7 protein-coding genes are annotated in these 13,861 nt (G+C 31.6%); 1 reads left to right on the top strand and 6 read right to left on the bottom strand.

What is annotated here, in order from left to right; genetic code table 11:
• Window positions 1-3: 3 nt before the first annotated feature.
• The 3 genes from SG0102_RS06295 to SG0102_RS06285 all read right to left on the bottom strand — a co-directional run bounded on the left by SG0102_RS06295 (window position 4) and on the right by SG0102_RS06285 (window position 9,194).
• Window positions 4-3,333: an SNF2-related protein gene (locus SG0102_RS06295; RefSeq protein ID WP_125119165.1), complete on the bottom strand. Its 3,330-nt coding sequence runs from the start codon at window positions 3,331-3,333 to the stop codon at window positions 4-6.
• Window positions 3,334-3,462: 129 nt separating this feature from the next.
• Complete coding sequence (locus SG0102_RS06290; protein ID WP_125119164.1) at window positions 3,463-6,090, bottom strand: hypothetical protein; 2,628 nt, start codon at window positions 6,088-6,090, stop codon at window positions 3,463-3,465.
• A complete protein-coding gene (locus SG0102_RS06285; protein ID WP_125119163.1) occupies window positions 6,087-9,194 on the bottom strand; it encodes a UvrD-helicase domain-containing protein in 3,108 nt (1,035 codons plus the stop codon). Before SG0102_RS06285 ends, SG0102_RS06290 begins: the two co-directional genes overlap by 4 nt.
• A 559-nt stretch (window positions 9,195-9,753) precedes the next feature.
• On the opposite strand from SG0102_RS06285, the gene SG0102_RS06280 reads away from it, so the two are divergent.
• Complete coding sequence (locus SG0102_RS06280) at window positions 9,754-10,287, top strand: NUDIX domain-containing protein (RefSeq protein WP_125119162.1); 534 nt, start codon at window positions 9,754-9,756, stop codon at window positions 10,285-10,287.
• A 14-nt stretch (window positions 10,288-10,301) separates the two neighbouring features.
• On the opposite strand, the gene SG0102_RS06275 is transcribed toward SG0102_RS06280, so the two are convergent.
• The 3 genes from SG0102_RS06275 to pyk all read right to left on the bottom strand — a co-directional run bounded on the left by SG0102_RS06275 (window position 10,302) and on the right by pyk (window position 13,777).
• Entirely contained in the window at window positions 10,302-11,153 is an 852-nt protein-coding gene (locus tag SG0102_RS06275; RefSeq protein WP_125119161.1) for a hypothetical protein, read from the bottom strand.
• Between the two features lie 448 nt (window positions 11,154-11,601).
• The gene (locus SG0102_RS06270) at window positions 11,602-12,261 is read right to left on the bottom strand and encodes a hypothetical protein (RefSeq protein ID WP_125119160.1); all 660 of its coding nucleotides are present in this window, start codon (window positions 12,259-12,261) and stop codon (window positions 11,602-11,604) included.
• Window positions 12,262-12,349: 88 nt separating this feature from the next.
• Window positions 12,350-13,777 carry a pyruvate kinase gene (pyk, locus tag SG0102_RS06265; RefSeq protein WP_125119159.1) on the bottom strand — a complete coding sequence of 476 codons (1,428 nt, stop codon included), beginning with the start codon at window positions 13,775-13,777 and terminating at the stop codon, window positions 12,350-12,352.
• Window positions 13,778-13,861: the final 84 nt, after the last annotated feature.

Here is a 13,861-nt window from a genome sequence, read left to right as displayed (position 1 = left end):
CACTTATTGCTCCATTCTTACAAATAAAGCCGATTCCAATTCAATTTGAGGCGTTTCTAAAGCTTTTAGAATAATATCAAAAACCGATTCCAAATCCATCGAATCTTGATCATCTAAATCATAAAAATTATTCTTAGCTATTTTTCCTCTTCGAATCCGTTCCATCTCTTTTTTTACTTCACTCAAATTAGCTTGTTTCATGTACTTTTCATAAGTAAACTCTTTTGATTGCTTTGTAAGAGTTTTTACCACATTAGCCCAGTTTTTACCAAAAGTATGGATAAACCAATCTATATTAGATAAAGTTTTGCTTTTATCACCGGAACTTCTTCTTCCATAATTAATGGTATAATGTGATTTAATATTTTTTAGAGTCAGTATAGAATTCAATTCTATACGTATATCGATATCATCTATTTGATCCTTATTAATTAAGGATACCACATGGTCAATTGGACTCATATTAACATATGATTTAAACAAATCAAATTCATGTAAAGAAACATGATTTTCAAGCAGATATTCATAATTTGGAAGAATTCTATATATAAATCTAAAACCAGCCCAATTATATTTTCCTTTTATTTCTATGGCAGAACAAGTTCCTTTACAACTATTAATGGCATTAGAAACAATGCAGTCATAGATCGCATCACCTGGTGCAAAGAAATGAATATAATCATTTTCAATAGCGATCTTTCTATTAAATGTACCTTTAATTGCTCTCTCATTTGTACGGATTGAGCTTGCATTTTGTTGAACCTTACGCAAAAACGCATTATGCTCATTTAAAAAATAATCACTCCAATTAGGAGGAATCAGCATTGCTTTAAAAGCAGACCTAACAGAAAATGCATGGTCCGTGTATTTTATAATATCTTCGCCACATTCTTGTGCATGAAAACCAGCTAAAGAAGACCAGCTTGTCATAGCTTCTCTAAACATTTTTGAGTCATTTTCATTATAGTTTTCAATTTGTTCTCGAATATTGTTAAATAAAGGAGCGTATGCTGTAGATGCACTGTCAAAATTTTGCTCTTTATTTACTTGGTTCGTCATTCTCTTAACATCCTTAATAATGCTGTCTATTTGAGATGCAAGACCAGTTTCAAAATCCTCCTCAATAGAATGAACCAATTTCGTGTTAATATCATTCATAATAATTTCCATACCACTTAATGAGTGCGTAAAAATTTCTAACCCATTATTCCAAAACTGAAATAATGATTCTTCAAATGAATCAAGTGCATAGGGAACAACTGAAGTAACTACTGATCTTTCAGGATCTCTTTCTAAACGGTCTAATCGACCTATTCTTTGTTCAATTTGATTAGCATCCCAAGGTAAATCGATATGAATCACAAAATCAGCACACTGGAAATTTCTTCCCTCTCCCCCTGTTTGATCACAAAGCATGATGTTACAGTGTGAATCGGTTTGAAAATGATAAACATTGACTTCTAATATTTCAGGATCAATACCTTTATAGAAATAAGTAATTTCGCTTTGATCAAATACATTGAGTAATGCTTTCTTATATAAATTTAACGTTTCTTTATAGTTTGTAAAAAGGACAACTTTACTATCTGAACATTCTTCATATAGATAATTAATAATTTTAACTAATCTAGACTCGTAATAATCTTTATATTCATCTGGATCTTGGATAATTTCTTTTATCATATTTACAGTTTTTTGTTCATATTCAATCCATTTATTAAGATGCTCCTGATGAATTTCTACATTATATGTCCATACACTTCCTTGATAGGCTGCCGCAGAACTGAAAAAAGCTCCAACAACAGGTAGAACATCTAAGAAAATACTGTCACTCGTCTTCACCCTATTATTTGCCCATTGAATCAATTCATTGTACGCGACCTTCTCTTCATAATTATGATCCAAGTCCAGATTATAAGGTAATGCATGCAATTTTCTTGTAGGAAGAATTGAAGGCTCTCCTTCTTCTTCAGCAATGATTTGCAGCGTCTTTCGGCGATTGCGAATAACGTGAGATTCGATTTGATAATTATCCGCGACATATGAAACCAATAATTTCATTTGAGCAATTCCAAAATCATATTCTTTATCAATATGATCAACAATAGTATTCAAATGATCATCGTTAAACATGCCAATGAATTCATTTATTTCATCTAATATGTCATCAAATGTCTCTAAGCACTCATCGCTTTCAAGTGGATCTCCTCCTTCTTCGAGAACTTCTTCCTTAATTTCTTCCAAATCTAAAATGTCGTCGAGTAATAGAGACGTTCTTTCTACAATCTCCATTTGTTTTACAGCCAAGTCTTCAAATTGTGACTTTCCAACATGATCATATTTTTCTGGATCTAATACGCGTAATAAATTTAAATATTCTGTTCTTTTTTGCTGAACCGGTGTTGCACTTAGCAATAACAGATTTTTTGTATTGTGACTTAACTGATGAACAAGACTGTAATGACCTGGCGAAGCGATCTCTTGATGAATTTCATCCATTACCACAAAATCATATTGCCTATTAATTCTTGCTTCCGTTAACTGATCATAAGATATTAAGGAAACACGATTATTATTTTTATTTACCCCTATAGAAATACTAAATTTAAGTAATAGTTCTGCATGCCACTGCTCTTTCAGCTGCTTAGGAACAACAATTAAGATTTTCAGCCGACTCCGATCTTTCATATAGACTTTCAAAATTGATATGGCTTCAATTGTTTTTCCCATACCAACTTCATCTGCCAACATATAGCGACATTTCTCATCCTGTAAGCATCTCATAATTGTATTTACCTGATGCGGTAATAAATAAATCTTTGACCCTGCTAATTCATCAAAACCGTACATCGCATTATGCAATATATTGACATTTTTTGAAACAGCGTAACGTCCAACATACCAAACTGGATTTTGAAATTCATAATTTAAAAGCTGACGTCTTGGGGAAACTCGACCATTGTTAAATCCAGCAATTATGTCTTTTTCACATACACAGCTAATACTTTTATCTGATTTATTTTGCAAATAATAGTAATAATATCCTTCTTCGTCTTTTTCTTTTTTCTTACAGATCACATCATATGCTTTTTTGCCAACAAAGACCTCTGAATTATTAAAAAAAGTACATCTATTTACTTGAGATTTTGGATATACTTGGATATCCGAAGGTAATTCATCAAAATATTCTAAATATCCACTTGGATCATGAATTTTGACTGTTACAGTCTCCGCAAAATCATCTACAGCTAAAATCTGAGCGCAAACAAAAATGCGGGGATGTAGTTCATCTTCATAATCAGCTGGACACCTAACATACATTTTACTCTTCATAATTTTCTCCTTATTTATATTATATTTTTTATATTAATAGATATTGTAACGAAATATATTTCCTCCGATCTGATTTATTAAGTTTAATAAACCATTTCCATTTCAAATAAAGCAAGTTGCCTATTAAATTTATTTTTGATCTTTATAATAATTAACACACACTAATTTATTAGCACAAAATTCGCACCATTTACCAACATGCGGTTTATAAAATACTTCTGCTAAAATTTGATCATTTAACTTTTCGTTCACTTGATCTTGATTTAACTGTGGAAATTGATTTTTTAATATATTTGATCCCTTTTCATCTTTTAATGCTGTACGTAAAAAGGTTTGTTCAAGTTCATTGTTGAAATTTTTCATATAATTCATACTATTGATGACAGCATATAAAATATCAAATTTATTATATTCAGTTAAGAAAGGTAAATACCTTTGCATTCTTTTATAATCTTTTTCTAATTGCTTATTAAACATTTCTAAATCTCTATTTTTAAATGAGATTCTATAGTTCTCATCATTAATAACTTTACCTTTGAGAACAATTTCTACATATTTATTTAATAAAAATGCATCTTTATAAATTGTATTTCCTTCTACTAATGTTTCTTGAACAAATTTAAAAGGACAGAGATGATAACGATCATAATCAATAAGTGAATAATTTGATTGTATTTGTTCATCAAAATTGATACTAGAAACATCTTTTAATTCATCATCTACAATATAATCATAAAAGTTTTTAACAGTAAGTTTCATTAAACGCAATGGATAATATAAAATACGATCATGATCACCATTCTTCTTTATGTAGCTCAGTTTTACCTTTCCTCGACAATATTGCAGACCATAAATCAATGCATATCGTCTAAAGTTTTTATACTCTTTACACGACTTAACATAACATTGATATTTCCAATCGATTGGCTTTTGTGCTCTCTCAAAGAAATCTTCATCTAATGGCCATGGAAATTCTCTCTTTTGCGTGGCATTAATATCTTCATCTGATAAACAAGCAAAATGTAGTGTTTTCGGACTATTTAGTAAAATATCCCCATCAATTTGTTCAAAATTACGAACAATCCAGTTCGCGCTTACGTTTTTCTTTGGATTCTGTTCTAAATATAAATTCATTGTATTAATGAGACAACGCAAAGATGCAGATGCTGTGATATCTTTTACTTCTTCCAGGCGTTGAACCACACGCTCAATAATATCTCTAAAATTGTCATCAATCTGATCTTCATTATTAAGCTTCGAAACTAAATATCCCTGCACATTTTTATAGAATAATTTAAAGTTTTGTGGTTTAGATGCAAATTCCTGAAAGAATTCCTCTGATATTTTTTCCAACTCTAAGAGAGACTGTCTTAATTTAGCTATTTCTTTTGCAGATAAATCACAGTACTCAATTTTTTTAATCCAGTCTTCTCTTTTCTTGTTTATTCTCTTTTCTAACTTATCAATTCTTTCAATCATCTTTGTAATCGTCGTCGGCATAGGAGAAGAAAATAAAACTTCAGATTTCGTAAATATTTCACAAAGCTCTCCGTAATAATCTTCACTAAAGAAATGAGACTGCAAACATTCTTTAATATCGTTTAAATCATCTATACGTAAACACTGATTTTCTTCATCCCACATATTGGCAATTGCTAAAAAGAAATGCCCTAATGGATAATTAAGAAAATGACGCTCTCCAAATTGATCAGGATAATAAACTTTTAATACATCATTCACTGAAAAATCAGCGGAATAAAACTGTTCATCCATATAGGAAAGCGTGCTCCTATTAAAAGCTTCTCCCCTACTTTGACTTTTCTTTTTTGCATATTCTTTTACTTTTATGGCCTTTTCAAATTTTTCAGCAACGTAATTTGCAAACTCAGTTGTATTATTAAACTCGATAATTTCTACATTTGTATTAAGTGTAGCCTGTCTCATTTGTCCATTAAGGATTTTCCCTATAGAATCACCCAGTATGTGATTATCATTTATTAGCGATGGCTTTCTAGGATTTTCCGAGAAATGTATTGGCGAATCGAAAATCGAATAAATATCAAGCCATGTTTGATAAACATTTTTTAAATGATCTTGATAAGGAAAAATTAAATAAACATCGCATATTTCTGAGAGCGTTTCAATCATTCGTAATGCTAATGGACTAAACTGATGAATGCCGTGAATGACAATTTTACTATAATCTAGAGATGAACTAACGATCTTTGCATCAGATAAATCTCTATCAGGTACATTCAACAATAGTGCACTTTCGATCGCCTCAGTAATTTCTTCATCATTAAGCACCTCATCTATTCTAAAATCATTAATTCTCTTTGAATTACAAATACAGCAAAAGATATCAAATAAAATTCTTTGTTCTTCACTTAAAAGATCTTTATTAATACCTGTAGGTTCCATTCCTAATTCAAACATGACTCTAATACTCTTAAATAGATCATCACGGTTAAAAGCAAATGCATCTAAATCAACTGATAATTCCTGTGTAATGATACTATCTAAATCAGTATGCTGCTTAATAATTTTTGAAGTACTCAACCAATCTTCATACAAATTATTTAATAGATTTTGTGAAGTTCCTATTCTCCCTTTCGGAAAATCTTTAGAAAATCTTGCAGACAAACCATTAACTAATGTTTGAGTAACACAAAAATAAGGAGCATCTTTTATTTCATTCCAAAAATCTTCTTGATCTAAATAATTAGGATTGCTAAATGTATAAATTTTTAGACTCATACTTCTCCCTCCAATAATGTTGCCCAAGTCATTTTTTTATTCTCTCCGCTGTCAATCCAGATACATTTATAAATTGCTCGTGTTAATGCCACATAAAGAATTCTGGATTCTTCTTCCGCCTGTTCCTGAAATTCGATATCCTCTTGAAAATAGTTATTGCACTCAATAAGTGGTTCTTCTTTATTTCGCTTGATCGACAAATAATAAGCTAACTTATGATGACTATAATTTGCTTCAATTTTCATTTGCCGTTTATTACGCAATGATCGATCAGTAAATGGCAAAATAACAGTAGTAAACTCTAGCCCCTTTGCTTTATGCACAGTCATACAAATAAGTTTATTTTGATCATCTTCAGTTTTAATAGATCGTTCTTTTTCTGACTGTCTAGTTGTAATATTAACTTGCAAGTATTGCTGAATACGGATTAAAGTAATGGCATCAACGCGACAGTAGTGAATCATTCTCTCGATTAAATATTCATAATTTGCAATATAATTTTTCTGCCGTGTAATTGAGTTGCTATAATTTTTCCAAGGTTTTAAAGAATTGAAAAGTTCCCTTAACACATTTAAAACCGGCTGTGTATTAATCTTTGCTAAAATATCATTCCACGTCTGGCCTAAAGAAGTAAGCAAATACTGATTAACAATATGCAATAATTCTTTCCTTGTATCCCCGTAATCAAGATTATGAAGTCTTTCGTAATTAAGATGTAAATTCGTATAATTTGATTCAATAAAATTAGTTAATGCAACTGGATCATTTCCACGTACAAGTGCATTGACTAACCTAAATAAATCAATGGTTGCATCAAATTGAAATAAATGCCCGGAATCGTCCGTTTCCACAGAGATGCCCCTTAGTCTTCCTTCTTTAATAATTGCTTCAACTTCCCTATTTGTTCTTACTAGTATTGCAATTGTTGCATTATTTATACTGATCTGATCTTTATTCTCAACTATATTTTTCCTCTCTTCAGAAATCACTTTAAATAGTTCATCATAAAAAGAATTATAATCACTCGTAAAAATACTATATTTTTTAAGAAGATGATGTTCCAAACTATTAAATGTCTTTATTCCTTTAATACGATCACCATCTTCATAAGGCAATAATTCTTCTCTTCCCATTCTTTTAAATACTTGATCAAAATCTTCCAGAAGTCTTCGATCACTACGATAATTTATTGTTAAATAAAAATCTAACCAGTCTGTTTTATTTTGTTTCAATTGATCGAAAGCGCTTAGTTTTGCTCCTCTAAAGCGGTAAATACTCTGCTTTAAATCACCAACGACAAAAAACTTTAAGTCTGTTTTAATATACTGCTGAAATTGTTGAAAAAAAGCTATTTGAACATCATCAGTATCTTGAAATTCATCAATAAATAAGTAGCGGATGCTTAATTTTCTAATTGCTGAAATATTATTTGGCATTATCCTCATCAATGAAATAATACATTCATTAAGACTTAACGCATTTCTTTCTTTATTCTCAATAGAATATTCCGTTTCTGCTTTCACAATAACTTTCATAAACAATTCGTTAATAAATGGAATTGTTTTTATTTTTGGCTCTCCCAGTTCATCTATTTGAATCTGTTCTAAATCTATATTTTTTGTCAATAAACGATCAGCTAATTGCATTAAGCTTTTCTTTAAATTATAAGATGTCACTTTGACTTTTAAAGAAAAGTTATCAATTTCACTGCTTTTTTCTAAAAAAAATTCATTAAGATATTTATCATAAAGCTGATTGCGTAAATACTGATTATCGCTGATCCTGAAATCTGAACCTAGTTTTGTATAATATGATGCTTCTCTCAATATATTAAGTGCAAACTTGTGAATTGTTGATATTTTAGACCGATCGACATCATCAATAAATTGTAGATATTTTACATCTCCTGTGAGTATAAAATAATTAGTGAACATTTGTTTGATTCTAGTTTTCATCTGATCAGCAGCTTTATTAGTAAATGTTACCATGGCAATCTCATCTGAAAAATTTGTAATTGGAAAATTTGGTTTATTACATAGGAAAGCAATTCTTGAAACCATTGAATATGTTTTTCCAGTACCAGCTCCAGCTCTAACTAATATGTTTTTAGAATCATCAGCATGTTCAAGTAAATATTGTTCAATGTTAAAATTTCCGCTTTTGGAGAGAGATTTTAACATTGATAGATGATCGCCAACATTTCCATCATAAAAGTGTTTTTCATCTTCCTCTAACTGATCATCCACGAGCATTAATTCAAAATTAAATGCTGAAAAATGTCTTATAGTACCTTTATTTTCCTTATTCAAATCTATATAACCTAAATCTAGATTTAAACCTTTTCTAGCAATATTGAGATCTCTTAAAACATGATCAAACGAATTAATCAACTGGTCAAAAGTTTCTATATTATTTGTAAAAACAATTTTTTTCTCACCATGACAATAAGCGTCCATAAAGCTTTGGCATTTTGTCTCAGATAATACATTCTTAGTAATCATTAAATCAGAATAATGAAAATGATCACTCTTACTAATATCCCTTGTTATATTTGTTTCAAATAAACTTCTAACGTTAAATAACAAATTATCATTAAATGGTGCATATTTGATATGGTGATTTAATGTAAATAAGGCGTTGATCTTATTTATTAATCTTTGCTTCTCCAATAAATCTTCCTTCAATAATGTATATTCAACTTCTGAAACAACGTTTAATCCAGCATCATAAAATCCTTCATAATCTATAAATGGATAGACAACCATTGATAAAACAAGCGGTGATTTTCCAAATGAATTCTTTATTTTTTCAATCATAGAAAACTTGTACATATTCGCTTGTTTCTTTGGAGAACCTTCAGTACCATATCCTGGTATTATTATTTGATCAGGGTCTTTAACTCGAATTCCTTTAGCTTCCCACCCTTTCACTTCAAGGATTAATATTCCTTGATCAGGCAATAATAAACAAAAATCAAATTCTCTCCCCTTGACTTCCCTATTATGATAAACAATAATGTCATCAGATAATAAATTTTTCAGAAAATCCCATACTATTTGTTCACCTTTATTTGTTGGGAGCTTCTGATCTATCATTTTCGCCATGCATAATTCTCCTTTTTCCAACAAAACTATTTACCTAAGTGCTTGATTAAAAATTAAGCAAATATAAATATGAAAATCCAATATTCCTATAGAAAATTATAGCATATTTGCTATACATATACCCCATAAAATTAGCAATGCTATTTATTTACAGAATATTATTAATTTGTCTATGCATATCATCGTATAATCTTTTGCTAGATCGTATTAAAAGTACGCATCTTTCGATCAAATGTAATTATCATTATCCAGAAGAAATCCATAATTTGAAGAAAGTATAACTTTTATTCACCCTATTATGATCGCTGTATTTAACTTTTTTTCATCTATCGATTCAGCACTGCCTTACTAAATAATGAAAATACTGATCAAGACTTAAATTTCTCTCAATTTTATACTTTACACCATTTACAATTTATAACTTTATCTTATTATACTCTACCCTATGTCTAATAATTTGGACATAAGGATATTTTATCCTCATTTTATCCTTGAATGAATATTTACCCCCAAAAACATCTAGAGCATGTATAATAAGAACGTATGAAAGGAGATTTATATGAATTATTGTCCAACCTGTGGTACTAAACTCATTACTAAAATTGATGGTATAGATGGTGAAACACCTTATTGTGAAACCTGTCAGAAGTTTGTTTATCCCACCTTTAACAGTGCTATTTCCAGCATTATCTTAAATCCAGCCATGGATCATATTTTACTCATTGAACAATATCAGTCGAAAGCCAATATCCTAGTTGCTGGTTATGTGATGAAAGGTGAAGAAGATATCATCACCCTACAAAGAGAAATCAAAGAAGAAGTTGATCTTGATATCACTGGTTTCTATTACAATGATGATGCCTATTATAAAAAGACCAATACCCTCTTACATAACTACATCGTCATTGCCTCATCGATGGATTATCATTTAACCAATGAAGTCGATGAAGCGATGTGGTTCCCATTGGATCAGGCCAAAGAAATGATCAAACCACACTCTTTGGCAGAACATTTCTTATTAGAAGGATTAAAGAAGATCCCGCATTTATCAAAAGAAGACTTCAATACCAACTTTACAAAACGTGCATTCTAAAAGACCAGATTTTTTTATTCTGGTCTTTTCATTTTCTCCATCAAGTCACTTTCTAAATAATATTCATAATCTAAACCTAAGTGATACGTCTCTTCTAATGCTCTTAAAACATGATTTCCCTGATACATCGCTTGATAAATCTGCTTCGTGCGATGATATACCTGTAACTGATCAAGGGTCTTGATCAGATCAGATTCTTTAAACGAATACCCATGATCTTCTAAATCATACTTTAAAAGTCTTACGATCACCTGAGCGATCAATCGATATATGTCTGACATAGAAAACGTCAAAGAGAAATGATCAAAGATACGCTTTATAGGATGCTTCCCAGCTAATAATGAAGCCTGTTTCTTTACATAATTAATAAACTCCCCATAATGTGGATCTAACATATTCTGAAGCATCAACACATCCTGATCATCAATGCGCACACTTCCAAAGTTATCTTTGAAATGATCATAAGGATCATCATAAAACACCATATTGTAAACCAATAGTTCAAGAACATTTATGCTCTTTTGTACATGATGATCACCAATCGATACTAAGAACTGATCAAGCTGTAAACGATCAAAAATGATCCGTAAATAAAGAGAACCAATCCTTCTTATACCTGAATACTCACTCCATTCTACCTTTTGATTTGGATCAATCGTATAAGTGATCGTTTCTTTCTTTTCTTCCGTCATCTTTTTCGCTATTTCTTGTGCATAAGCTAAAGGATCATCCGTCATCTTAAGTAACGCTGAATGTTTCCCTAATATTTTTACCGTTCTGGTTGTAGACTTACCATCTTTATTACGATAGCTTTCCTGAATATAATAAGTGGGATCTTTTGCTTTTTTATTGTAAGTGACCTTCATATTTCTCTCCAATCATTAATATCTTCTCATAATAGTTTTTCCTCTTATATCACCAATGTCCGTTCTTTCCAAAAGCCCCTTATTGACCTTTTGTCATTTCTCATCTTCATACCATTGATTCTCACTAACAAATATCTTTTCTTGCCATAGCTTTGGGGTTAAACAACTTTCTCATATCTTTACATCAGACGTACTCCAGTCTTTCTCATCTCCAAAAGGATTAGCAAAGCATTTGAACTTCCTATGCATTTTTGAGGTCTTCTTTATTTTTCATCAGATCGATCATCCCAAACATCAAGTTCCTATATGTCCCCGCTTCATTATGTGGATACGTCGTTTGCCCATGAGATGTTGATCCTGATAAAGAAAAAGCTCCGCTCTAACATAAATCAGTGAAATATTGCCAAGCAAAATCAGGATCATGATCTGTTTCTTCATATGATTATGCTTACCTTTTAAGTTTAGCATGCATTTCCTCAATCGTATAATAGCGTTTATTCAAACCTAAATGATAAGTATCCTCTAATGCTTTTAAAACATATGAGTTTTCATAACCAGCCTGATAATATTGATCATTGATATTGATCACCGACATATCACGTAGTGTCGTTCTCAACTGTGCATTATTAAAGTAGTAACGACCTTTATTTATATCTTCGTATAAGACTGTGATGACACAGCGTTTCGTAATTTCCAGTAAGGGTAGTAAATCCGAGGCACGACGATATTCTTTAAATACTTTGATGATATTGTCTTTTGATTTTGGATAAAGTACGATCATTCGTTTTTGTAAATACATCAGATACTCTTTCCGATGTTCTGTGAAACCATATTCAAGTTCCCCAAGATCATCAGTCGTGAACTGCGGTCCATGAAGATAATGCCGGCGATAATGATAAATCTCCTGAAGGTTTTGTAAGTCGTCAATAACATCGGTATAGACAAAAAACGCAAATAACTCTGCATTCAATTGATACTTCTTTAGAAATGCTGTCACTTCTAATCTTTTGTAACATTCCCTTAAATAAAGATAGCCAATATTCCCATTACGATCGTGATCCTCAACCAGCTGATCAAAATCAACAGTGACGGAAAATGTCTTATTCATGTACCTCATCTCCTTGTTCATCCGCTCTATCATATCATAAAACACAAAAAAAGAGATGAGCTTTTACTCACCTCTTATGAATCACTTATTATTTGATTGTGATTAATTCTAAGTAGTTAGTCTGACCAACAACACCTGGTGTACCGCCAGTTACTAATACTTTTGAACCAGCTTCGATACCGTTTTCTTTGGCAACAATGTTTGCTAATGATACTAAACCTTCTTTAGATTTCATTTCATTAACTTTAACTGGTTTTACACCCCAAGAGATTGCTAATTTTCTTAATGTTTCATCGTAAGGAGTTGCTGCGATGATTGGGCATTCTGGTTTATAACGAGCCATACGGTTTGCAGTTCCGCCTGTTTCAGTGAAGGCAATGATTGCTTCTACGTTGAAGTTATGAGCGATCTGAGCAACTGACATACAGATAGCTTCTGAAGTATTGTCATCAGCAGTTCTGATTGCATATCTTAACATATGACCATAGTCTAATTCTTCTTCAGTCTTCTTAGCGATCTTGTTCATAGTACGAACAGCTTCTTCAGGATATTTACCCTGAGCAGATTCACCAGATAACATGATTGCATCAGTACCATCGAAAATTGCGTTAGCAACATCGGAAACTTCTGCTCTTGTTGGTCTTGGGTTTTCCTGCATAGATTCTAACATCTGAGTAGCAGTGATAACTGGTTTACCAACAGCGTTACATTTCTTGATTAATTCTTTCTGGATACCTGGAACGTCTTCTGCTGGTACTTCAACACCTAAGTCACCACGGGCAACCATGATACCATCAGAAACTTCAAGGATACCATCCATGTTCTGAACACCTTCAACACATTCGATCTTAGAGAATACTTTGATATCAGGTTTACCATGTTCACATAATAATTTCTTGATATCTAAGACATCCTGAGGTCTTCTGACGAATGAAGCAGAGATATAATCAATATTCTGTTCACAACCGAAGATTAAGTCAGATTTATCTTTTTCAGATAAGAAATCAAACTGTAAAGCAGTACCTGGAACGTTGATCCCACGTTTATTCTTAACACGGCCGCCGTTTGCTGCTACAGTGTAGATATCTTCGCCTTCGATATGGTCAACTAATAATTCAACCTGACCATCATTTACTAAGATGAAGCTACCTGGTTTAACATCTTTATATAAATCTTTGTAAGTGATTGTGAAACGATCAGCAGTACCTACGATATCTTCAGTAGTGATTACTGAAACCTGACCTTTTTTGAATTCAGTAGCGCCGCCTTCGAAGTCGCCAGTTCTGATTTCAGGACCTTTAGTATCCAACATAATGGCAACATTAGTGCCTAATTCTTTGTTGACTTTTCTACAAAGAGCCATCTTTGCTGCATGTTCTTCATGATCACCATGTGAGAAGTTACAACGCATTACGTTCATTCCTGCTTTGAATAACTTTTTAAGCATTTCTTCGTTGTCTGAAGCTGGACCAATTGTACAAACAATTTTAGTCTTTTTCATTTTATCTTTTGCCATTTTTCTTCTCCCTTTTTTAATAAAACTTTTATAGCATCTTTAGGGACCTTTTGTGTCCTCGCATGTATCTTAACAAACCTCTTT

This window comes from Intestinibaculum porci, from assembly GCF_003925875.1.
Taxonomy (GTDB): domain Bacteria; phylum Bacillota_I; class Bacilli_A; order Erysipelotrichales; family Coprobacillaceae; genus Intestinibaculum; species Intestinibaculum porci.
Note: the sequence above shows the minus strand (reverse complement) of the source record. Positions and strands in the feature narration are given on the sequence as shown.

Bases quoted from the DNA above. Each gene is read 5' to 3' on its own strand.
- SG0102_RS06295 (WP_125119165.1), bottom strand. From the start codon at position 3,333: ATGAAGAGTAAAATGTATGTTAGGTGTCCAGCTGATTATGAAGATGAA.
- SG0102_RS06290 (WP_125119164.1), bottom strand. From the start codon at position 6,090: ATGAGTCTAAAAATTTATACATTTAGCAATCCTAATTATTTAGATCAA.
- SG0102_RS06285 (WP_125119163.1), bottom strand. From the start codon at position 9,194: ATGGCGAAAATGATAGATCAGAAGCTCCCAACAAATAAAGGTGAACAA.
- SG0102_RS06280 (WP_125119162.1), top strand. From the start codon at position 9,754: ATGAATTATTGTCCAACCTGTGGTACTAAACTCATTACTAAAATTGAT.
- SG0102_RS06275 (WP_125119161.1), bottom strand. From the start codon at position 11,153: ATGAAGGTCACTTACAATAAAAAAGCAAAAGATCCCACTTATTATATT.
- SG0102_RS06270 (WP_125119160.1), bottom strand. From the start codon at position 12,261: ATGAATAAGACATTTTCCGTCACTGTTGATTTTGATCAGCTGGTTGAG.
- pyk (WP_125119159.1), bottom strand. From the start codon at position 13,777: ATGGCAAAAGATAAAATGAAAAAGACTAAAATTGTTTGTACAATTGGT.